Genomic DNA, 21,918 nt, shown 5'->3' on the forward strand with positions numbered 1-21,918 from the left:
CTTCAAACAGGAAAGAACAATCGGCAACCATCAGGATTTGTCGGACGCGTATTCGTAGTTGTAATAGCCGGTGCCGCCGTAATAGCTGGCCGCACGTTTCTCGACGCCGTTGAACACCGCGCCTTTCAACTCGATGCCGTTCTGGGCGAAGCGGCGAATGGTCAGTTCGATCTCTTTGGCCGGGTTCACCCCGAAGCGGGTGACGATCAGGCTGATGCCGGCCTCGCGACCGACGATGGCGGCATCAGTCACTGCCAGCAGTGGCGGCGTGTCGATGATCACCAGGTCGTAGCGCTCGCTCAGTTGCGCCAGCAGTTCGCGGAAATTGGCGTGCATCAGCAGCTCGGAAGGATTGGGCGGCACCTGCCCCCGGCTGATGAAATGCAGGTTGTCGACTTCGACTTTGTTGATCGCCTGCTCAAGGGTGCAGCGCTTGACCAGCAGGTCGGACAAACCATTGCTGATCGGCGTGTTGAGGGTTTTGTGCAGGTGCCCTTTGCGCATGTCGGCATCGATCAGCACCACGCGCTGGCCGCTCAGGGCCATGACCGCCGCAAGGTTGGACGAGACGAAGGTCTTGCCGACCTGCGGGCTCGGCCCGGAAATCATGATGCGGTTGTTGGTCGAATCGAGCCCGGCAAAGTGCAGGCAGGTGCGCAGGCTGCGGATCGATTCGATCGACAGATCGGTCGGATTGCGCAGCGCCAGCAGATACGCCGGCTTGTCGACGCCATCGCGGGCGCGGCCCTTTTTGTTGTCCTCTTCTTCCTGCAAGGCGCTGTAGGGAATCGACGCGTAAACCGGCAGGCCCAACTGCTCGATGCCTTCCGGGCCTTCAAGGCCACGGCTGAGGGATTTGCGCAGCAGCACCAGCGCCACGCCGACAAACGCGCCGAGCAATGTCGCGATCAGCACGATCAGTGGTTTCTTCGGTTTGATCGGATTGGTCAGGTCGACATCGGCAGTGTCGATCAAGCGCACGTTGCCGACGGCCCCGGCGCGGACGATGTCCAGTTCTTGGGATTTGTTCAGCAACTGCGTGTAGATCTGCGACGCCACCTCGACGTCGCGGGTCAGGTTGAGCAATTCCTGCTGGGTGGCCGGCAGGTCCTGAACCTTGCCTTCGAGGGATTTCTGCTGCTGGGTCAATTCGCCGATCTGCGTCATCAAGGCGCGATAGGCCGGGTGCTGTTTGGTGAACTTGCGATCGAGCTCGGCCTGCTGCATTTTCAGCTCGGAGATGCGCGTTTCCAGCGCCACCGACTGGCCCAGCACCGACTGGGTTTCCAGCGAAATGTTCACCGTCTTGCCGTGGGTCTGGTAGGCATTCAAAGCGTCGCTGGCCTTGGCCAGATCACGCTTGACCTGGGGCAACTGGCTCTGCAGAAACGCCAGGCTCTGCGCGGCCTCCGCCGAAGTGCGGCGTACGTTTTGCTCGACGTAGAGCGAGGCGATCTTGTTGAGGATCTTCACCGCCTCGGCCGCGTCGGAGCTGGCCAGCGCCAGACGAATGATCCCCGACTCCTTGCCTTGTTCGGAGATATCCAGCGCGTCCTGATAGCCCTGAATGGTCACAATCCGAGGATTGCGCACCACCTGAAAGCGCGTGCCGGGGTTGGCCATCAGGTGCGCGATCTGCCCTTCTACACCGTCATTGGCAAACGCTTCGCCGGCCACGCCTTCGGCGAGCAGATTGTCGTTTTCATCGAACAGCTCAAAGCGCTGCTGCTCGCCGGCGATCAGGGTAAGTTTCTTGCCGAGCAGGTCTTTCGGCAATTGCAGCCGATTGAATTCCAGACGTTCGCCGCCCCAGGCATAACTGTTCAAACCGAAACGCGGCGGCGCGACGCTGGTCTCGCTGTCTCCGCGATAACGCCGCGAAAGAAAGCCACCGATCAACGGGAACGTGTTGGGGGTGACGTCGATATCCAGGCGCAGGTCGTCAACGGTTTTGCCGATCACCGCGCGGGATTTGATGATGCCGATTTCGGTCACCGACGGCGATTGGCCGCCGAGCATGCTGTTGAGGTCGGAGAAACCGAGCATGTCGTTCTTTTTCGGTTCGACCTGCACCAGCGCGTTCGCCAGGTACACCGGCGTCGCCAGAACCGCATAGGCGACGCCGGTGACCATGAAGGCGCCCGTCAGCGCGCCGATCAGCCACTTCTGGTCGATCAGGCTGCCGAAGATGCCGAGCAGATCAATACTGTCTTGATCTTTGTCGCGGGTGCCGATTACGGACGGTAACTGCATAAGTCTGTTCTTACCATTTACTGTTCTGAAGAAGATTCATCAATGCCCGAGGCGCTTCGCCCATGAACTAACAGCATCTTCAATCAATGCATGGGCATGAATAAACGCGGCTTTGCCTTGACGATACGGATCATGTATTTCGCGCTCGCTCTGCCACTTGCCGAGCAGAAACACTTTGCCTCGGGCGTGCGAGGCAATCTTCAGCACTTGATTGACGTGGGCTTTTTCCATGACCAGGATCAGGTCCGAGTCATTGACGATGTCCGAAGTCAGTTGCCGCGCCTTGAAGGCCTCGGCGCAATGCCCGTGTTCTTCGAGAACCTGCCGCGCCGAGGCTTCCACGCCCTCGCCCACGCGGGCGGACAGGCCGGCTGAGGAAACGGTGATGGCGGACTGGCCCAGCGCGTTGCGCAGCAGCAGTTCAGCCGTCGGACTTCGGCATATATTGCCCACGCAGACAACGAGGATCTTTTTGAACAAGTCTTGCTTTCCTGTGTAATATCAAACAGCCAACATGCCGTGAAAGTTAATGAACCCTCTCGACTTTCCTGCACTCAGAAATAGCTTCGCCCTGTTAGTACAGGAACATTAAGTACCACAGCGTTTTAAGCCGCCCCAACCACAATTAGCGGACTAAAAATAACTGTGATTTTCAGTTGCTGTTTTCCTGACAAAAAATAACATTCGCGCACTTAGTGCCATCACCGTTATCGGAAATTGAGTAACGGGATAAATATTCGTAGTTGTCATTCTCTTCAGGAGAGCAGACATGAAAACAGCACAGCGCAATAAACTCGCCGCCCTCGCCCTGATGGCGCTCGGTGCCGCCAGCCAGGTTCACGCCAGTGAGCTGTTCCCCAACCTTCCGGCGAAAACCATCGGCGTGCAGGTGAAAATCCAGAGCTTTACCGCCGCCGATGCCGCGCAGATCAAGGCAGCAGGCTTCAGCTTTGTGCGCTTCGGTGTGTGGAGCGACAGCCTCACCGCCAAGACGTATCAGAAACAGGTCAGTGACGCCTTCGCCGCCGCCGCTTCCGCCGGCCTGCCGGTGCTGCTGACGGTGCGCGCGATCAAGGCACTGCCGGCCACTTCGCCCGAGGAACTGAACGCCGCCGGCGGTAAGTTCGCCAACACTGTGACCGGGCTGGAAAAATCCTGGAGCTCGCAATTGGTGGCGATCGAAATCTGGAACGAGCCGGACCTGGAAACCTATTGGCCGACGCGCAATTTCGACACAACGTTCGTGCCGTTCATGGCCGGCATGTGCAAGGCCTTCGAAGCTCAGCCACAGACGACACCACGGGTCGGTTTCGGCTTCGCCCGGCCGCCAAGCGCGGGCTCGGCGTCGACGGTGGCGCTGAAAAGTATCGTCAGCGAGTACCCCAAATGCTTGAACGCCGTGTCCTACCACCCTTACGGCATGACCGCCACGCAGATCAGCAACGCGCAGACCTTCATCCAGCAGAACTTCAATCTGCCGGGGGTCATCAGTGAATGGGGGGTGTCGGCCCTCGCCTCCAACGGCGGTCCTGAGGGGCAAGCAACCAAGATCAATGCGTTTATTACCGACGTTAAACGCCTCAATATTCCCCTGACCTCTATCTATGAATGGCGGAACAGTGATTCCGGCAGCAACGATCGCGAGAAGAACTTCGGCTTTCTGACCTCTGACGGCCAGCCAAAACCGGCGCGGTTGTCCGTGGAAGGTGTGTTGAACGCTGAGTAGGCGTTGGGCGACCGGCCTGTTCACAGGTCGGTTGCTTTGAACCTGTGGGCTGTTTTGGCATCGTATTCAGCGACACCGCGCCCCGCCTTTCAAACAATCGTTTTCAGGTTGTTGCCGCAGGGGCCATCGATCCACGAATGCACCCTTGAGTGCCCGTCAGCGCTCGGGTAATGTCTTCAGACCCATAGGATAGAGCACGCCCATGACTTCCAAGCTGGAACAACTCAAACAGTTCACCACCGTGGTTGCCGACACCGGCGACTTCGAAGCGATCGCCCGAGTCAAACCGGTCGACGCCACCACCAACCCTTCCCTGCTGCTCAAGGCTTCGGCCATTCACGGTTACGCCGAACTGCTGAACGATTGCGTTCGCGACTGCAAGGGCGATGTCGGCCTGGCCAGCGACCGTTTCGGCGTCGCAGTGGGCAAAGAAATTCTCAACGTGGTTCCGGGCCGCATCTCCACCGAAGTGGATGCGCGCCTGTCCTTCGACCAGGATGCGATCCTCAAGCGCGCGCATCGCCTGATCGAGCTGTACGACAAGGCCGGCGTCGGCCGCGACCGCGTGCTGATCAAGATCGCCTCGACCTGGGAAGGCATCCGTGCCGCCGAGATCCTCGAGAAGGAAGGCATCCAGACCAACCTGACCCTGCTGTTCTCTTTCGCCCAGGCCGCCGCCTGCGCCGACGCCGGGGTGTTCCTGATTTCGCCGTTCGTGGGCCGTATCTACGACTGGTACAAGAAGGCCAACGGCAACGACTACACCGGCGCTGATGATCCGGGCGTGCAGTCGGTGACGCGCATCTACAACTACTACAAGGCCAACGACTACAAGACCGTGGTCATGGGCGCGAGCTTCCGTAACATCAACCAGATCGAGCAACTGGCTGGCTGCGATCGCCTGACCATCAGCCCGGAACTGCTGGAGAAGCTGGCCGCCGATACCGGCAAGCTGGAACGCAAACTGGCGCCGGGCAATGCCGGTGAAGCACGCCTGAGCCTCAACGAAGCGCAATTCCGCTGGTTGTCCAACGAAGACGCGATGGCCACCGAGAAACTGGCTGAAGGCATCCGTCAGTTCGCCCGCGACCAGGAAAAACTGGAAGCATTGCTGCAGGCCAAGCTGTGATTTGAGTCTGTAGAACGCAAAAAGGGCGAACCTGTGAGGGTTCGCCCTTTTTCATTTGCCTGCACTGATAAATGTATCGACCGACCCGACGCCATCGCGGGCAAGCCCGCTCCCACAGGGTATGTGGAGAACCTAAGTTTGAGGTTTCACGCGATCATTGTGGGAGCGGGCTTGCCCGCGATGAGGCCAGCCCAGACACCATCAATTCATGAGGTCAGTGTCTTTCCAGGGCATTGACCAGATCATGAAACGCTTCACGATTGGAATCGTTCAGGCCCATGAGAATCTTGTGCGCTTCCAGCACCTTGATTCGCACCACTTCTTCGGACTGGTCCTGATCCGGCAGGTCGTCCAGGCACTCCGGGCACGGCACCGGGTGGTTGACGATGTTGAACACCTGCTCGAAGCCCATCGACTGCAAAAGCCGAGTAATGTCTTCGTGGGTGGTGACAACCGTCGGCAACAGGCCGACCTTCTGCCGCGACAGGATCGACAGTTTGGCCAGCAGGCCCAGGGTGGTGCTGTCGATGCTGCGGGTTTCGGTCAAATCGATCACGATCGCGTTGAAATTCAGCGCGGTGAAGATTTTCTCAATAGTCGCATCCAACGCCGAACACAGGGTCAGGCGAACTTCACCGACGAACTTCAGGACAAAGGTGCCGTCCTGCTCGGCGAACTGGATTCTACCGGTACTCATTAAAGATTCCTGCTCAACACCAACAGGGCGATATCATCCGGCATCTCCCCTAGCGTGGCCAAACCAAACACTTGCCGCAGACCATCCAGGCTGCCGCCCGCTGACTTCACCCGTTCGGGCAAAGCAGCCTCTTTTTCTTTGAGCGTTGCTTCCGGCAAAAGGTCCAGAATGCCATCAGACATCAGCGTCAGGCTGAACGTCGGCGGCAGCTCAAGCACGTGGTCTTCGTAGGTGGCTTCGTTGAAAAGCCCCACCGGCAGACCACGGCCTTCGAGATAACGAACACTGTCAGGCGTGTACAACACAGGCAAAGGCAGATGGCCGCCGATGCTATAGGTCAACAAACCGGTCTCCTCGTCGATGACTCCACCGACCATTGTGACGTGTTTACCCAGCTTACAACTGATCAGCCCCCGGTTGATATGACCGAGCACTTCCGAAGGTTTGAACTCCGGCAAGGTACCGCTGCGTTTCGATTCGAAGAGCAGACGCGTGGTCATGAACTTCAACAGCACGGTGACGAAGGCTGATGACGCACCATGCCCGGAAACATCCGCCAGATAAAACGCGACCCGGCGCTCGTCAACGCGGAAATAGTCGACAAAATCACCCGACAGGTACAGCGACGGGATGATCTGGTGGGCAAAGTTGAATTCGTCGATGCTCCACGGGCTTTCCGGCAGCATGTTCATCTGCACCTGGCGACCGGCGTTCTGGTCTTCCTGGAGCAGGTTCAGGCTGGCTTCAAGCTCGCGATTGGCCTTTTCCAGCTTCTCGCTGTAGCGCTGGTTTTCCAGCAGCAGCCGCGCACGATCCAGGGCCCGGCGCACGGAGTGCTCGAGCACAGCCAGATCTTCGAGAGGCTTGATCAGGTAATCCGCCGCACCCAGGCGCAGGGCCTCGACTGCGTCGTTCATTACCCCGGCACCCGAGACCACGATCACCGGCGTCTCCGGTGAGCGCTCGGTAACCTGACGGATCAGTTCGAGACCGCCCATCTGCGGCATGCGCAGATCGCAGATGACCAGATCGGGCTCGTCTTGCTCGAATACCTGAAGACCCTGTTGACCGTTGCCGGCCTGCAGGACGCTGAAACCACTGTCTTCCAGATAGGCCGCGAGGCTCGCGCGCACTACCTCGTCATCATCGATTATCAGCAGCGTGGCACTGGTTTTTGGCATGTGGGCAAACGGCGCCAGAATTAGGTTGGCGTAGTGAGCGGGGCAACGGCCCTGCGCAGACTACTGGATTCGCTTTCTAGCCTCTCTGTTGCAGCGCTTTCAAGCATTCGCCTGGCGCGCGGTTTTAAACAGAGGTGCCCTTCTAAGGCGCAGACGGTACTCCCATCCGCAGAGCGTTTCAAGCATGCGCCGATTGTCGCTTGACGACTTTGTTTGTCAAATCACCGGGAGTTATAAGAACCGCTCCAACGGTAACCCGATGGAAGGTAGTGGCAGTCGCAGGCGACGCTCTGGCGCGGACAAAAAAGGCGACCCGAGGGCCGCCTTTTTCATCACCGGTCAAAATCAGAAATCGTCTTCAACCTGACCGTCCTTCACCTTGAACTCGCGGTTCTGCAGGTAAGCGTTGCGGATGAAGGTGTATTTATCGCCGCTGATCAGCTTCTCGCTCGACAGCAGGCTGGCGCGGGTGTCGACGATGTTCAGGCCGAAGATCGAGTTACGCGTCGGCACGTGGTCGATGTAGCGGTACATGCCGGTGAAGCTGTCGACGTATTTGGACGGTGCGTCACGCAGGGTGCTCGGCCCCATCAGCGGCAGCATCACGTACGGGCCGCTGCCCACGCCCCAGTAACCGAGGGTCTGACCGAAGTCTTCGTCGCTGCGGTTCAAGCCCATCTTGGTGCCGACATCAAAGAAGCCGAGCAGACCGAAGGTGGTGTTGAAAATCAGTCGGGCGGTATCAACGCCCGCCGCAGCCGGTTTGGCCTGGAGGATGTTGTTCGCCAGGTTGGTCACGTCACCGACGTTGCGGAACATGTTGTGAATGCCGTCTTCGACGAACTGCGGGGTGATGAACTCATAACCCTGGGCCAATGGCTTCAGCGCGTAGGTGTCAACGAAGTCGTTGAACTGGAAAATCGGCCGGTTGACGCTTTCCCAAGGGTCTTCTTCGGTGGCCGCCTGGGTGGCGAACGGCGCCAGCAACAGGCTGGCACATACACTTAGCTGAGTGAGCGAAGGGCTCCAGCGCATAGAAAAACTCCTTGGATTCGATACTGGCGCGGTCCTCTCGGCCCGGGCATTAAGGCCGCTAGTATAAGCGTAAACGGCGATTTGGGCAGTGCGCCGCTGCAAGGATATGCAGGAAGTTTCCTACGCAGGCTTTCACCCGCCTGTCATGCAACTGTCACCCCAGCGCCTTAGTCTTGAGCGTTATTTCAGGGACGTTGCCATGACTCACGCCGAAACCTTGCCCGTCGCCGCGCCCGGCCTGACTGCCGTGCTGTTCGGCCTGAGCGGTTGCCTGGTGGATTTCGGTGCCCGCGCCGCGCAAGAGCTCAACTCCCAGCCGGAACATGCCAAAACTACACCGGGCGCACTCGATAGCCTGAAAAGTTTGCAGCGCCAGGGAATTCCCTGCGCGTGGCTCGACGAATTGCCCCCTGCCCTCGCTCAGCCACTGGCCGCGTCGCTGCCGGACTGGATCAAACCGACGCAACATTCAGCAACAATGAATCCGTGGCCAGCGCCCAACGCGTGCTGGCAGGCGTTGATGAGTTTGAACATCGACCGCCTCGACGGTTGCGTGCTGGTCAGTGGTGAGCCGCGCCTGTTACAGGCCGGTCTGAATGCCGGGTTATGGACGATTGGCCTGGCGTCCTGTGGCTCGCTATGCGGCCTGAGCCCGAGCGAGTGGCAGGCGCTCTCGCAAAAGGAACGCGAAAAGTTGCGCGGCAAGGCAACCGTGCAGTTGTTCGGCCTGGGCGTGCATTCGGTGATCGATCATCTCGGCGAACTGGACGCCTGTCTCGCCGATATCAGCTTGCGCCGCGCCAAAGGCGAAAAGCCCTGACCGGCGTCATGCAGGTTTACCGAGAGTGGATTAATCTAAAGGTCAGCCATAGACCTTTGGCGCGTGGCTGCGGTCAATGCCAGTGCCTATTGATAAAAGGAAACCACCATGCCCGCCCAAGAACTGCAAAAACAGCTCGATACACTGCGCGAGCAGCTGAAACACAATCCACCGCTGTCGGAAGCAGAGCGTGAAGATCTGCATGCGCTGATGGCGCAGATCGAATCGGAGATCCAGCTGGAAACTGCCACCCAGAACGCAAGCATCGCCGATGGCGTGAACCTGGCAGTGGAGCGCTTCGAAGTCGAACACCCGGCGATCGCCGGCACCCTGCGCAACATCGTCAACGCGCTGGGCAGCATGGGCATCTGACGCCCCGCCGCACAAAAAAGCCCTGCCAGCGATGGCAGGGCTTTTTCATTTGCAAAATGTGCATGCAAGCCCTTGTGGGAGCGAGCCTGCTCGCGAAGGCGTCGTGTCAGTCGACATCATCGTTGAATGACACACCGCATTCGCGAGCAGGCTCGCTTCCACATTGGATGTCGCACATTCAGGATCTTTATTGACGTACGAGCCGATGATTCGGCAGTTGTACGCTTTCGGTACTGCGATACGGATTGATATCCAGCCCACCCCGGCGAACGTAACGTGCAAACACGGTGAGCTTTTCAGGTTTCAACAACCGCTGCAGATCAAGGAAAATCCGCTCAACGCATTGTTCATGGAAGTCCGAATGCTGGCGGAAGCTGACGATGTACTCCAGCAGGCTGGCGTGATCCAGCGCCGCGCCGCGATATTCCACCACGACGCTGCCCCAGTCCGGCTGGCTGGTCACCGGGCAGTTGGATTTGAGCAGGTGGCTGTGCACGCTCTCCTCGACCACGCGCGAATTGTCGCAACGCAGCAGCTCCGGACGCGGGTGTTCATAATTGCTCACGCTGATATCCAGATCGTCGATGCACACGCCCGGCAACCCCACCACGCCTTCGGCTTCGACGTCCTTCAGACTGCGAACCCGAACGCCCACAGGTTTGCCGGCAGCGGCGGACAGATCCTTGACCAGCGTCGCTTGCAATATGGCAACGTCGGCGAACGGCGTCTGGTTCAGCGAGTTGAGGTAGAGCTTGAACGACTTCGATTCGATGATGTTCGGCGAGTCCGCCGGGATGCTGAATTCAGCGATCGCCACCACCGGTTTGCCCGAGGGCAGCAGCCACGACAGCTCGAAGCAGTTCCAGAAATCCACGCCTTTATACGGCAGGGTTTCGGCGGTCAGGCCCAGCTCGGCCCATTTCGCGGTGCGCGGAATCGGGAACAGCAGGGACGGCGTGTACGTGGCGATGTATTCGCTGGATTTGCCCAGCGGCGAATGTTCGGCTGCGGGATGCATGGCGGAAACCTGACTGAAGAATCAGCGGATTCTACCAGCCTTTGCCCGCGCCTTTGAGTGCTTACTGACTGACTGTCAGTTTGCCGACCATGCCCGCCTGATAATGCCCGGGGATATTGCAGGCAAACTCGAGCACCGTGGCCTTGCTGAAGGTCCAGGTCAACTCGGCGGTTTTACCGGGCTCGACCAGCACGCTGTTGGGGTCGTCATGCTGCATGCCGTGGCCTATCGCCGCGTGATTCATGCCCGCCATGTCGTGGGACATTTCTTTCATGCCTGTCGGCGTTAGCATGCCGCTTTGCTGCATCTGCAACATTTCCTGCTGGTGACTGGCATGCATCGCCGCATCACCGAGGTTGAATTCATGCAGCAACTGGCCTTTATTCACCAGTACAAAGCGAACCGTCTCACCGGCCTTGACCTGTATGGCTTTCGGGTCGAAGTTCATGTCGCCCATGACGATTTCGATACTGCGCGTGGCTTGGCTCGCCGCTGCCGGCTGGCCGAAGGCGAAGGTGTGCGCCGGTGTCGCCCAGGCTGGCGAACTCAATGCCAGCAGACAGGTGGCTATTTTCAGCGAGGTGCGCAAAAACATGGTCGTACTCCAACAAGAGAAGGTTCAGCCTGTGGGAAACTCTAACCACCCAGTGCTGGCATCGACCTGACAGGCAGATTACAACTTTGTCAGCTTGGCGCTTATCGCCGGATCTCACGGTATAACGCCCTCGCCCTTTTTCATCCCGAAGCAGCCCGAGTCGCCCATGAAACTGTTGATCGTCGAAGACCAAGCGAAAACCGGCCAATACCTGCGTCAGGGCCTGACCGAGGCCGGATTCAATACCGAGCTGGTGGCCGATGGCATCAGCGGCCAGCAATTGGCCTTGAGCGGCGATTACGCGCTGTTGATCCTCGATGTGATGCTGCCCGGGCGCAGTGGCTGGCAGATTCTGCAAGCGGTGCGCCGCGCTGGCCTCGAAACGCCGGTACTTTTTCTCACCGCCAAAGACGCCGTGGAGGACAGGGTTCACGGCCTCGAACTGGGCGCCGACGATTATCTGGTCAAGCCATTCGCCTTCTCCGAATTGCTCGCCCGGGTGCGCAGCCTGTTGCGACGCGGCAGCGCAATCGCCCAGGAAACCAGCCTGCAACTGGCCGATCTGCGCCTGGATCTGATCCGCCGCCGGGTCGAACGCAGCGGCCAGCGCATCGACCTGACCGCCAAGGAATTCGCCCTGCTGGAAATGCTCCTGCGCCGCCAGGGTGAAGTGTTGCCGAAGTCGCTGATCGCTTCGCAGGTCTGGGACATGAATTTTGACAGCGACACCAACGTCATCGAAGTGGCGATCCGCCGCTTGCGCCTGAAGATCGACGATGACTTCCCCAACAAGCTGATCCACACCGTGCGCGGCATGGGTTACGTGCTCGAAGAGCGTTCGCTGTGATGCGTAGCCTGTCCTTGAGCACGCGCCTGGCCCTGTTGTTTGCCGCCTGCACTGCGGTGGTCTCGCTGTTCGCCGGGGTGCTGTTCGACCGCGCCAGCGAGGCGCACTTCATCGAACTCGATCAGCAACAACTGGAGACGAAACTGATCGGCCTGCGCCGCGCCTTGCAGGATCTCCAACCTGCCCAGCGCGAGGCGCGGCTGGCCGATGAACTCAGCCGTCAGGCGGATCTGTCATTGCGCATCACCAGTGGCGACGGGCAGCACTGGTACGACAGCTCGGTGCAGATTCCGAAGAATCTGCCCCTGCAAACCGGCCTGTCGACCATCAGCCATGACGGCACCGATTACCGCGTGCTGCGCGCCCCGCTCTATCCAGACACAGCGGATTCGCCGCAACTGACGCTGCTGCTGGACATCACCCATCACCAGCATTTTCTTACGCGCATGCAGCATCTGATCTGGCTGACCGTCGGCCTGTCGGCGCTGGCTACTGCCGTGCTCGGGGCCTGGGCCGCGCGCAGCGGTCTGCGCCCGTTGCGGCGGATGAGCGCAGTGGCCCGTGGGATTTCTGCGCAATCGCTCAACGCCCGACTGCCTGAAGAGAAGATGCCACCAGAGCTTGCAGAAATGGCCTACAGCTTCAACGCCATGCTCGCACGCCTCGACGACTCGTTTCAGCGCCTCTCGGCGTTCTCCGCCGACATCGCCCATGAACTGCGCACACCGTTGTCGAATCTGCTGACCCACACCCAGGTCACCCTCACCCGCCCCCGGGCACTGGAGGATTACCGCGAAGCGCTGCACAGCAACCTCGAAGAACTGCAATGGATGGCGCAACTGGTCAACGACATGCTCTACCTGGCCAAGGCTGACCACGGCTTGCTGATGCCCAAGCGCGAACCACTGGAGCTGGCGGATGAGGCCGACATGCTGCTGGAGTTTTTTGCGCCATTGGCGGAAGACGCTGGCGTGAGCTTGAGCCGTGAAGGTGAGGCGCAAATCGAAGGTGATCGCGGCATGTTGCGCCGAGCCTTGTCGAACCTGCTGGATAACGCACTGCGGTTTACCCCGGCCGAGGGTTATGTGCGCTTGAGCATCGTCGACGAGGGGGAAACCGTGCGCGTCTGCGTCGAGAACAGTGGCGAGGGTATTTCCGCGCAATTACTGCCACGTCTGTTCGACCGCTTCTATCGAGCGGATCCGGCGCGGCAGGAAGGCAGCAGTGAGCATGCGGGGTTGGGCTTGGCAATTACCCAGTCGATCGTGCGTGCCCATGGCGGGCAGATTCATTGCGAATCTGAAGCGGGTTGGACGCAATTTGTAATCGAGTTGCCTCGGACCTGATCGTTCCCACGCTCTGCGTGGGAATGCAGCCCGGGACGCTCCGCGTCCCTTCAAGAGCCGAACGCACAGCGTCCGTTGAGGCATTCCCACGCAGAGCGTGGGAACGAGCATGGAGTCGCTTACGAATATCTCAGCGCATGCGCCGGCTCAATCTTCGCCGCCCGCCACGCCGGATACACCGTCGCCAGGAAGCTCAGGATGAAACCCGCCGAGCAGATCAACAGCACATCCCCACCCTGCAGTTCCGAGGGCAGGTTGCTGACGAAATACACATCCGAACTGAAGATGTGCTGCCCGGTCACACGCTCGACCCAGCCGACCAATTCACTGACGTTAAGCGCGGCGATAACGCCCAGCACGCCGCCAATGATGGTGCCGACAATACCGATCACCGTGCCCTGCACCATGAAGATCGCCATGATCTGCCGGGGCGTGGCACCGATCGTGCGAAGGATCGCGATGTCGGCGCCCTTGTCGTTCACCACCATGATCAGCGTCGCAATGATGTTGAACGCCGCCACCGCGACGATCATCAGCAACAGCAGGCCGATCATGGTTTTTTCCATCTTCATCGCGCTGAACAGGCTGCCCTGGGTGTGAGTCCAGTCGTCAGCCTTGAAGTCAGCACCGAGGCCACCGGCAATGTCCGCAGACACCTTCGGCGCGGCGTACAGATCCTTGACCGCCAGACGCACGCTCTGCACCTGATTCGGTTGCCAGTGCTGCATGGTCGCGGCGTCGGCGACGTGAATCAGGCCCATCGAGCCGTCCAGCTCGGCGCCGACCTTGAACACGCCAACCACATTCAGGCGCTGCATGCGCGGGGTGATACCGCCCGGCGCGGTGCTGACTTCCGGGACGATCAGAGTGATCTTGTCGCCGACATTGAGGCGGAAACGCCGCGCGGTGATTTCACCGATCACCACACCGAATTCGCCCGGCTTCAAGGCATCGAGGCGACCCTGGACGATGTGCCGGGCAACGATCGACACCTTGCCTTCCTGGGCCGGATCAACGCCGCTGATCTGAATCGGCTGCATCGAACCCTTGTAGGACAGCATGCCTTCCATTTCGGTGAACGGCACGGCGGCAGTCACTTCGGGATTTTTCATCGCAGCGGCAGCGACTGGCTGCCAGTCATCGATCGGCTTGACGCCAACGATGGTCGCATGGGGCACCATGCCGAGGATGCGCGAGCTCATTTCGCGCTGAAAGCCGTTCATCACCGACAGCACCACGATCATCGCCAGCACGCCGAGGGCGAGGCCGATCATCGAGGTCATCGAAATGAACGAAACAAAGCGATTGCGGCGCTTGGCGCGGGTATAGCGCGTGCCGATAAAGATCGATAACGGTCTGAACATTCGCTGGGGCACCGTATAGAAATAAAAGACCCGGCGCCGTTACGGGCGCCGGGTTTCAGCCAGTCAGATGGGGGTCAGGCAACCTTCCTGCAACTGCAGGACGCGGTCCATCTGGCGAGCCAGGTTCATGTCGTGCGTCACCACCAGGAACGCTGTGCGCATCGAAGTGCTCAGCTCCAGCATCAGATCCTGAATGCCTTCGGCGGTATGCAGGTCAAGGTTGCCGGTTGGCTCATCGAGCATCACCAGCCCCGGGTTGTTCACCAGTGCACGGGCAATGGCCACGCGCTGACGTTCGCCGCCGGAGAGTTCCGCCGGTTTGTGTTCCAGACGATGGCCGAGACCGACGCGCTCCAGCAATGCCGTGGCACGCTGGCGCGCCTCCGGGATGGCGGTCTTGCCGATCAACAGCGGCATGCAGACGTTTTCCAGCGCGGTGAATTCCGGCAGCAAGTGGTGAAACTGGTAAACGAAACCAAGCGCGCGATTGCGCAGCAGGCCCCGCTTCTTCTCACTCAACGCCGACAGTTCTTCACCGTCGAGCCAGACGCTGCCCTTGCTCGGCGTATCGAGGCCGCCGAGCAGGTTGAGCAAGGTACTTTTGCCGGAACCGGATTTACCCACGATCGCCACACGCTCGCCCGGGTGCAACTCCAGTTGCAGGCCGGCCAGCACTTGTACCGACTCAGGCCCCTCCTCGTAGGACTTGCCCAGGTTACGGCAGCTCAGAATTGCTTGTTCACTCATGCCCGACTCACTCATAACGTAACGCCTCCGCCGGCTGGGTGCGCGCGGCACGCCAGGCGGGATACAGGGTGGCGAGGAAACTCAGGACCAACGCAGCGGCGCAGACCATGACGACGTCCTGGCTCTGTACCTGCGAAGGAAGATAATCAATGAAATACACGTCAGCATTAAGGAACTTGTGGCCGATCAGCCCTTCAAGCGCCGAAATGGCCGCACTGACATTCAGTGCCGCGAGGATCCCGACCACCGCGCCGATCGCCGTGCCGACCACGCCGATTACCGTGCCCTGAACCATGAACGTGCGCATGATCGTGCCCGGTGTCGCGCCGAGGGTACGCAGAATGGCGATGTCGCCCTTCTTGTCGTTCACCACCATCACCAGCGTGGAAATGATGTTGAACGCGGCGACGGCGACGATCAGCAGCAACAGCAGCCCGATCATGGCTTTTTCCATGCGGATCGCCTGATACAGGTTGCCGTGGGTGCGGGTCCAGTCGCGGGCGTAGTAACGATCTTCGCCGAGCTGCTGGGCGATGTTCCACGCCTCACGCGGTGCCTGGAACAGGTCGTCGAACTTCAGCCGCAGGCCCTGCACCTGATCGGCTTTCCAGCGGTGCATTTTCGCCAGATCCTGCAGATTGGTCACGCCGAGGTAGCCGTCGAGCTCACCGGCGCCGACATGGAAAATCCCGACCACGGTGAAGCGCTTCATGCGCGGGAACATCCCGGCCGGGGTCACGCTGACCTCAGGTGCAACGAAAGTGACCTTGTCGCCGATGCCAACGCCAAGCTTGGTCGCGGCCTTGTCGCCGATGACGATGCCGAAGCTGCCCGGTGTCAGGTCGTCGAGTTTGCCCTGCTTCATGAAGTTGTCGATGATCGACACATTGCGCTCGAGCGCAGGATCAATGGCATTGAGCAACACTTTGGAAACTTGGCCGTTGTTGGTCAGCAGGCCCTGCATCTGGGTGAACGGCGCCACCGCCGTCACCTGCCGGTTCTGCTTGACCTTGTCGGCCAGGCTCTGCCAGTCATTGATCGGCTCGCCGGTCTCGAGAGTGGCGTGGGGCACCATGCCCAGCACGCGGGTGCGCATCTCATGGTCGAAGCCGTTCATCACCGACAGCACGACGATCATCACGACCACGCCAAGGGCGAGCCCGATCATCGAAGTCAGGGAAATGAATGACACAAAATGATTGCGACGCTTTGCACGGGTATAACGCGTGCCGATAAATACGAAGAGAGGTCTGAACATGTCGGGGCTTGTTCGGAGGAAAAAGGAACGTCCTTGTGGCGGGGGTCGAAAACCAGCTTTACACTCAGACCACCGCCGCTACCATGGGTTCGCCATGTCGACATTAGATGAAGAAGATCGCCGCGAATACTACCGTATCGAGGACACGATCGCACTGGAAATTCGGCCCCTGTCCGCTCCCGAAGCCGCAGGCCAGGAAGTGTTGCAGGATGCTTCCCCACTGTTCAACCTGCTCAGCGAACTGCACCTGAGCGAATTCGAGTCCCAGCACCTGCTGCGACAGATCAGCGAGCGCGACCGCGCCATCGCCGCGTTCCTCAAATCGCAGAACAAACGCATCGACCTGCTCAGCCAGGTAATCGCCCTGACGGTGCTCGGACACATCGGCGAGCCGCAGCCGGTGATCATCTCCGAGGGCGGGATCGACTTTCAGTACCCGACGCCGATTGCCACCGGCGCGCACCTGTCGGTGAAACTGGTACTGATGCCGCAGGCACTCGGCCTGCTGCTGCGCGCCCGGGTCACCCATTGCGATCCCAAGGGCGATGGCTATGACGTCGGCACCGAGTTCGAGCGCCCGACCGATGCCCAGCGCCAATTGCTCGCGCGCTACATCTTGCAGAAGCAGGCTCAGGAACGCCGTCTGGCCCGCGAACAGAACGAATCTGGCATTTAACTTAAGGAAGCACCGTGACCCTCATCTACGGCCACCGCGGCGCCAAGGGCGAAGCACCGGAAAACACCCTGAGCAGCTTTCAGGAGTGCCTCAAGCACGGCGTGCGCCGCTGCGAACTGGATCTGCACCTGTCCAAGGACGGCGAGCTGATGGTCATCCATGACCCGACGCTCAAACGCACCACCGACCGTCGCGGCAAAGTCGTCGAGCACACCGCCGCCGAACTGGTGACCTACGACGCGCGCAAGGGTGGCCCGGGCTGGATCCAGCCGTGCCCGATTCCGACGCTGGAAGAGTTGTTCGAGAAATGTGATTTCGAGCACTGGCAGCTGGAAGTCAAAAGCGCTTCACGCACCCGCGCGGCGACTACCGTGCTGGCGATTCGGGAAATGGCTCAACGGCATGGCCTGCTCGACAAGGTGACGATCACCTCGAGTTCACGGGAAGTCTTGAAGGCAGCGCTGGACCTGGTACCGGACGTATCCCGTGGCCTGGTGGCCGAATACGCCTGGCTCGATCCGTTGAAGGTGGCGGCCAGCTACGGTTGCGAAATTCTCGCGCTGAACTGGACGCTGTGTACGCCGGAACGCCTGCAGAAGGCGCAGCGTCAGGGCCTGCATGTGTCGGTGTGGACCGTCAACGAGCCTGCACTGATGCGCAGACTCGCCGACTTCGGCGTTGACAGCCTGATTACAGACTTTCCCGGTTTGGCCACTGCCACCCTTGAGAATTGCTGAAATCGGTCTCCCCGGCCGGCTCAGGCCACCGGCCGGAGCCCGTCAAAAAAGCCGGTTGAGGCCGTCGTACGCTGCGACCCGATAGGCTTCGGCCATGGTCGGGTAGTTGAACGTGGTGTTGACGAAATACTTCAGGGTGTTCAGCTCGCCCGGCTGATTCATGATCGCCTGACCGATATGCACGATCTCCGACGCCTGATAACCGAAGCAATGCACGCCGAGCACTTCCAGCGTTTCGCGGTGGAAGAGGATCTTCAGCATGCCTTGCGGCTCACCGGCAATCTGCGCCCGCGCCATGCTCTTGAAGAACGCCTTGCCGACTTCGTACGGCACTTTGGCCTGGGTCAATTCCTGCTCGTTCTTGCCGATCGAGCTGATCTCCGGAATGGTGTAGATGCCGGTCGGCACGTCATTGACGAAGCGCCAGCTGCCATTGTCGACGATGCTGCCGGCGGCAGAACGACCCTGGTCGTGGGCGGCACTGGCCAGGCTTGGCCAGCCGATCACGTCACCGGCGCCGTAGATGTTCTCCACGCAGGTGCGGTAGTTCTGGTCGACTTCTATCTGGCCACGGCTGTTGACCTTGACCCCGATGTTTTCCAGACCCAGCGTGTCGGTGTTGCCGGTACGGCCGTTGCACCAGAGCAAGGCGTCGGCCTTGATCTTCTTGCCGGATTTAAGATGCAGGATCACACCGTTGTCCACGCCTTCGACGCGGTCGTACTCTTCGTTGTGGCGCACGGTGATGTTGTTGTTGCTGAAGTGGTAGCTCAGCGCCTGGGAAATTTCCGAGTCAAGGAAGCTCAGCAACTGGCCACGGTTGTCGACCAGTTCGACCAGCACACCCAGACCACTGAAGATCGATGCGTATTCGCAACCGATTACACCAGCGCCGTAAACGATCAGTTTGCGCGGGGTGTGACCGAGACTGAGGATGGTGTCGCTATCGTAGATGCGCGGGTGGTGGAAATCGATGTCCGCCGGGCGATACGGGCGCGAACCGGTGGCGATGATGATGTGCTTGGCCACCAGCTTCTCGACCACGCCGTTGCCGCAGACCACTTCGATGGTTTGCTCGTCGGCGAAGCTGCCGGTACCGAAGAACACGTCGACGCGGTTACGGGCGTAGTAGCCGGTGCGCGATGCGACTTGTTTGGAAATGACTTTTTCGGCGCTTTTCAACACGTCCGGGAAGGAAAACCAGCGTGGCTCGCCGATCGCGCGGAACATCGGGTTGGTGTTGAACTGCATGATCTGCCGCACCGAGTGACGCAGTGCCTTGGACGGGATGGTGCCGAGGTGGGTGCAGTTGCCGCCGACCTGACGACGGCTGTCGACCATCGCGACCTTGCGCCCCGCTTTGGCGGCGTTCATTGCCGCGCCTTCTCCCGCCGGGCCGGAACCCAGTACCACCACGTCGTAGTTGTAGACAGCCATGCGTACTCCTCAGAACAGGCCGCGGTGCCAGCAGCACCGGCGGCTAAATCACGCCGAACGGCGGCGCGAAGGAACAATTGGGGGCCAGTGAAGAACCCGGACACAGTCTATAGAAGCGTCAACGCCGCGCACATTAACCCTTGGTCGCGTCGTAGGCTACTTTTGCCTGCACTACAACGCCAGCTTTCGTCTTGTCTTCGGTCAGTTTTTTTCACCGACAAGCTGCGTAAATGCCTGACTGCTGCGGGTGACGAAACCTGTATCGGCACGCAAGACAAAGAATGCAGCAATGTCATGCTTTTGGGCATAGTCCCGTGCCCTTTCCGGCCCGAGAATCAGCAACAGCGTCGATAGTCCATCGGCCATCAACGCTGAAGGATGAATCACCGTGACTGACGCCAGATCATGTAGGACCGGCCTTCCGCTGCGTGCATCGAAGGTGTGGGAATAACGCCGACCGTCCTGCAGAAAATAATGGCGGTAGTCACCGGAGGTGGACACGCCGTAGCCATCGACATCGATAATCCGCTCGGCCACTTGCTGGTCATCGCGAGGCTCTTCGAGAGCGATGCGCCACGCGGAACCATCCGGCTTCTTGCCCCGGGCCTTGAGTTCGCCCGTGGCTTCGACCAGGTAATTGTCGATGCCCATGCCCTGCAATCTGGCGGCGATGGTATCCACGGCGTAACCGGCGGCAATGCTGTTGAAGTCGACTTCGACGGCGGTGTCCTTGCACAACCGCTCGCCGTCGATGCGCAGATGCTGATGGCCGACCCGCTGCATGACCTCGGCCAGCGCGGCCGCATCAGGGATCTTTTCTTCGCGTCCTTGCGGGCCGAATCCCCAGAGGTCCAGCAGCGGTTCCACGGTCAGGTCGTAGGAGCCTTCGCTTTGCATTGAAAGCTGTTCGCCGATGCGGACCAATTCGAGCACCGCTGTCGGCATGGCTTGGCAGCTACCGGCGGACAAGGAGTTGAAACGTTGGATGGCGGAGTCACTGCGGTAAGTCGACAGCTGTTGATCGACTTCGCCGAGGATGCGCTCCATTTCACCGCGCACTTGCGCAGGATCGGCGACCCCGGCGTGGCGCACGTACTTGACCGACCAGGTGCTGCCCATGGTCGAACCGCCAACCTGTTCCAGGGAATCGCCGTTGCCGCAGCCGCCGATTGCCGCCGCGAACACCACAAGCCCCAACCAGCGTCCAGTTAACAATTCTTCATCTCCCCGCAAAACCACGGCGGCCATTATGAACTACAAGCGCCCGCTCGCTTCCCCATGGCTGCAACGCCTTTATACAAAATTGAACAGTGAGTACCTCCCATGTCCTCCACCACGGGCAAAGGCAAAGCGATCTTTCGCGTTGTCAGCGGCAACTTCCTCGAAATGTTCGACTTCATGGTCTACGGCTTCTATGCCACGGCCATCGCCAAAACCTTCTTCCCCACCGACAGCGCGTTCGCTTCGCTGATGCTGTCGCTGGCGACCTTCGGCGCCGGCTTCCTGATGCGTCCGCTGGGGGCGATTTTCCTCGGTGCCTATATCGACCGTCACGGACGGCGCAAAGGGCTGATCATCACTTTGGCGATGATGGCCGCCGGTACAGTGCTGATTGCCTGCGTACCCGGCTACGCGACGCTCGGTGTCGCCGCGCCGCTGCTGGTGTTGTTCGGCCGTTTGCTGCAAGGCTTCTCGGCGGGCGTGGAACTGGGCGGCGTGTCGGTGTATCTGGCGGAAATTTCGACGCCGGGGCGTAAAGGCTTTTTCGTCAGTTGGCAGTCCGCCAGCCAACAGGCAGCCGTGGTGTTCGCCGGCTTGCTCGGCGTTGCTCTGAATCACTGGCTGAGTCCGGAGCAAATGGGCGAATGGGGCTGGCGCGTACCGTTTCTGATTGGCTGCATGATCGTGCCGGTGATTTTCCTCATCCGTCGCTCGCTGGAAGAAACCCCGGAGTTCCAGGCGCGCACCCACCGCCCTACCCTCGGCGAAATCGTCCGCTCGATCGGGCAGAACTTCGGCATCGTCATTGCCGGCATGGCGCTGGTGGTGATGACCACGGTGTCGTTCTACCTGATCACCGCTTACACCCCGACGTTCGGCAAGGCCGAACTGCACCTGTCTGATCTCGATGCGCTGTTGGTGACGGTGTGCATCGGCTTGTCGAACTTCTTCTGGCTACCGGTGATGGGCGCGGTATCCGACAAGATCGGGAGAAAACCCTTACTGCTGACGGCAACGATTCTGGCAATCCTGACGGCCTATCCGGCGCTGTCGTGGCTGGTGGCGAATCCGAGCTTCAGCCATTTGCTGATTGTCGAATTGTGGCTGTCGTTTCTGTACGGCTCGTACAACGGCGCAATGGTGGTGGCGCTGACCGAGATCATGCCGGTGGAAGTGCGCACGACCGGGTTTTCCCTGGCTTACAGTTTGGCAACGGCGACGTTCGGCGGATTTACTCCGGCAGCGTGCACCTATCTGATTCATGTGCTGGACAACAAGGCAGCACCGGGCATCTGGCTCAGTGGCGCGGCGGTGTTAGGCTTGATTGCGACACTGGTGCTGTTCCGTGGCAACCGGCATGAGTTGCGCACCGCGCAGGCCTCGGTAGCCAGCGGCGCCTGACAGAATGCTTTCGCGAGCAGGCCGGCAAGGACGCCGAAGATCCAACAGGCCCACAAAC

21 protein-coding genes and 1 pseudogene are annotated in these 21,918 nt (G+C 60.0%); 10 read left to right on the forward strand and 12 right to left on the reverse strand.

All coding sequences use genetic code 11. The annotated features are described in order from the left end of the window. Positions 1–30: 30 nt before the first annotated feature. On the reverse strand, positions 31–2,253 hold the full coding sequence (locus AB4N85_RS12735) for a polysaccharide biosynthesis tyrosine autokinase (protein WP_252868002.1): 2,223 nt from the start codon (positions 2,251–2,253) through the stop codon (positions 31–33). A gap of 39 nt (positions 2,254–2,292) precedes the next feature. Beyond that, a complete protein-coding gene (locus tag AB4N85_RS12740) occupies positions 2,293–2,733 on the reverse strand; it encodes a low molecular weight protein-tyrosine-phosphatase (protein WP_073471426.1) in 441 nt (146 codons plus the stop codon). Between the two features lie 289 nt (positions 2,734–3,022). On the opposite strand from AB4N85_RS12740, the gene AB4N85_RS12745 reads away from it, so the two are divergent. Further along, positions 3,023–3,979 (forward strand): glycosyl hydrolase family 5, encoded by a 957-nt coding sequence (locus AB4N85_RS12745; RefSeq protein WP_095182384.1) that lies wholly within the window; start codon positions 3,023–3,025, stop codon positions 3,977–3,979. A gap of 202 nt (positions 3,980–4,181) precedes the next feature. Continuing rightward, positions 4,182–5,108 (forward strand): transaldolase, encoded by a 927-nt coding sequence (gene tal / locus AB4N85_RS12750; protein ID WP_041477315.1) that lies wholly within the window; start codon positions 4,182–4,184, stop codon positions 5,106–5,108. A 214-nt stretch (positions 5,109–5,322) separates the two neighbouring features. Here tal and rssC read toward each other — a convergent pair whose 3' ends face one another. The 3 genes from rssC to AB4N85_RS12765 all read right to left on the reverse strand — a co-directional run bounded on the left by rssC (position 5,323) and on the right by AB4N85_RS12765 (position 8,021). Next, on the reverse strand, positions 5,323–5,805 hold the full coding sequence (gene rssC / locus AB4N85_RS12755) for an anti-sigma factor antagonist RssC (RefSeq protein WP_003226553.1): 483 nt from the start codon (positions 5,803–5,805) through the stop codon (positions 5,323–5,325). Next, a complete protein-coding gene (rssB, locus tag AB4N85_RS12760; protein WP_041477317.1) occupies positions 5,805–6,986 on the reverse strand; it encodes a two-component system response regulator RssB in 1,182 nt (393 codons plus the stop codon). The genes rssC and rssB overlap by 1 nt, the downstream gene beginning before the upstream one ends. A gap of 345 nt (positions 6,987–7,331) precedes the next feature. Beyond that, positions 7,332–8,021 carry an MlaA family lipoprotein gene (locus AB4N85_RS12765; protein WP_150741249.1) on the reverse strand — a complete coding sequence of 230 codons (690 nt, stop codon included), beginning with the start codon at positions 8,019–8,021 and terminating at the stop codon, positions 7,332–7,334. Positions 8,022–8,220: 199 nt separating this feature from the next. Here AB4N85_RS12765 and AB4N85_RS12770 point away from each other — a divergent pair, with 199 nt between their 5' ends. The 3 genes and pseudogenes from AB4N85_RS12770 to AB4N85_RS12780 form a co-directional block, all read left to right on the forward strand. Beyond that, positions 8,221–8,841, forward strand: coding sequence for an HAD family phosphatase (locus AB4N85_RS12770; protein WP_252868003.1), 621 nt, complete (start codon positions 8,221–8,223; stop codon positions 8,839–8,841). A 108-nt stretch (positions 8,842–8,949) separates the two neighbouring features. After that, a complete protein-coding gene (locus AB4N85_RS12775; protein ID WP_150741251.1) occupies positions 8,950–9,213 on the forward strand; it encodes a DUF4404 family protein in 264 nt (87 codons plus the stop codon). A gap of 56 nt (positions 9,214–9,269) precedes the next feature. Continuing rightward, a pseudogene (locus AB4N85_RS12780) lies at positions 9,270–9,374 on the forward strand (metal ABC transporter ATP-binding protein); the annotation flags it as partial. A gap of 26 nt (positions 9,375–9,400) precedes the next feature. Here AB4N85_RS12780 and queF read toward each other — a convergent pair. Continuing rightward, positions 9,401–10,231, reverse strand: coding sequence for an NADPH-dependent 7-cyano-7-deazaguanine reductase QueF (gene queF / locus AB4N85_RS12785; RefSeq protein WP_252868004.1), 831 nt, complete (start codon positions 10,229–10,231; stop codon positions 9,401–9,403). A 61-nt stretch (positions 10,232–10,292) separates the two neighbouring features. Then, positions 10,293–10,826, reverse strand: a complete 534-nt coding sequence (gene copI, locus AB4N85_RS12790) for a copper-resistant cuproprotein CopI (protein ID WP_252868005.1) — start codon at positions 10,824–10,826, stop codon at positions 10,293–10,295. Between the two features lie 166 nt (positions 10,827–10,992). Between copI and AB4N85_RS12795 the strand changes: the two genes are divergently transcribed. Together AB4N85_RS12795 and AB4N85_RS12800 are read left to right on the forward strand one after the other, a co-directional pair. Further along, a complete protein-coding gene (locus tag AB4N85_RS12795) occupies positions 10,993–11,673 on the forward strand; it encodes a heavy metal response regulator transcription factor (RefSeq protein ID WP_252868006.1) in 681 nt (226 codons plus the stop codon). After that, on the forward strand, positions 11,673–13,019 hold the full coding sequence (locus AB4N85_RS12800) for a heavy metal sensor histidine kinase (RefSeq protein ID WP_252868007.1): 1,347 nt from the start codon (positions 11,673–11,675) through the stop codon (positions 13,017–13,019). Before AB4N85_RS12795 ends, AB4N85_RS12800 begins: the two co-directional genes overlap by 1 nt. 119 nt (positions 13,020–13,138) lie before the next feature. On the opposite strand, the gene AB4N85_RS12805 is transcribed toward AB4N85_RS12800, so the two are convergent. The 3 genes from AB4N85_RS12805 to AB4N85_RS12815 all read right to left on the reverse strand — a co-directional run bounded on the left by AB4N85_RS12805 (position 13,139) and on the right by AB4N85_RS12815 (position 16,388). Then, the gene (locus tag AB4N85_RS12805) at positions 13,139–14,383 is read right to left on the reverse strand and encodes a lipoprotein-releasing ABC transporter permease subunit (protein WP_150741255.1); all 1,245 of its coding nucleotides are present in this window, start codon (positions 14,381–14,383) and stop codon (positions 13,139–13,141) included. A 63-nt stretch (positions 14,384–14,446) separates the two neighbouring features. Continuing rightward, positions 14,447–15,145, reverse strand: a complete 699-nt coding sequence (lolD, locus tag AB4N85_RS12810) for a lipoprotein-releasing ABC transporter ATP-binding protein LolD (RefSeq protein ID WP_024013628.1) — start codon at positions 15,143–15,145, stop codon at positions 14,447–14,449. Further along, positions 15,138–16,388 (reverse strand): lipoprotein-releasing ABC transporter permease subunit, encoded by a 1,251-nt coding sequence (locus AB4N85_RS12815; protein WP_024013629.1) that lies wholly within the window; start codon positions 16,386–16,388, stop codon positions 15,138–15,140. Before AB4N85_RS12815 ends, lolD begins: the two co-directional genes overlap by 8 nt. A gap of 94 nt (positions 16,389–16,482) precedes the next feature. Between AB4N85_RS12815 and AB4N85_RS12820 the strand changes: the two genes are divergently transcribed. Together AB4N85_RS12820 and AB4N85_RS12825 are read left to right on the forward strand one after the other, a co-directional pair. Next, positions 16,483–17,064: a PilZ domain-containing protein gene (locus AB4N85_RS12820; RefSeq protein ID WP_016775478.1), complete on the forward strand. Its 582-nt coding sequence runs from the start codon at positions 16,483–16,485 to the stop codon at positions 17,062–17,064. Between the two features lie 14 nt (positions 17,065–17,078). Further along, positions 17,079–17,801: a glycerophosphodiester phosphodiesterase gene (locus AB4N85_RS12825; protein ID WP_041477331.1), complete on the forward strand. Its 723-nt coding sequence runs from the start codon at positions 17,079–17,081 to the stop codon at positions 17,799–17,801. 42 nt (positions 17,802–17,843) lie between these two features. On the opposite strand, the gene sthA is transcribed toward AB4N85_RS12825, so the two are convergent. Together sthA and AB4N85_RS12835 are read right to left on the reverse strand one after the other, a co-directional pair. Next, positions 17,844–19,238: a Si-specific NAD(P)(+) transhydrogenase gene (sthA, locus tag AB4N85_RS12830; RefSeq protein ID WP_016775479.1), complete on the reverse strand. Its 1,395-nt coding sequence runs from the start codon at positions 19,236–19,238 to the stop codon at positions 17,844–17,846. Positions 19,239–19,439: 201 nt separating this feature from the next. Then, positions 19,440–20,486 (reverse strand): FAD:protein FMN transferase, encoded by a 1,047-nt coding sequence (locus AB4N85_RS12835; protein ID WP_252868008.1) that lies wholly within the window; start codon positions 20,484–20,486, stop codon positions 19,440–19,442. 75 nt (positions 20,487–20,561) lie between these two features. Here AB4N85_RS12835 and tcuC point away from each other — a divergent pair, with 75 nt between their 5' ends. Further along, positions 20,562–21,860 (forward strand): MFS transporter, encoded by a 1,299-nt coding sequence (gene tcuC, locus AB4N85_RS12840; RefSeq protein WP_252868009.1) that lies wholly within the window; start codon positions 20,562–20,564, stop codon positions 21,858–21,860. The last annotated feature ends 58 nt before the right edge of the window (positions 21,861–21,918 follow it).

The organism is Pseudomonas sp. H1_G08 (assembly GCF_054681355.1).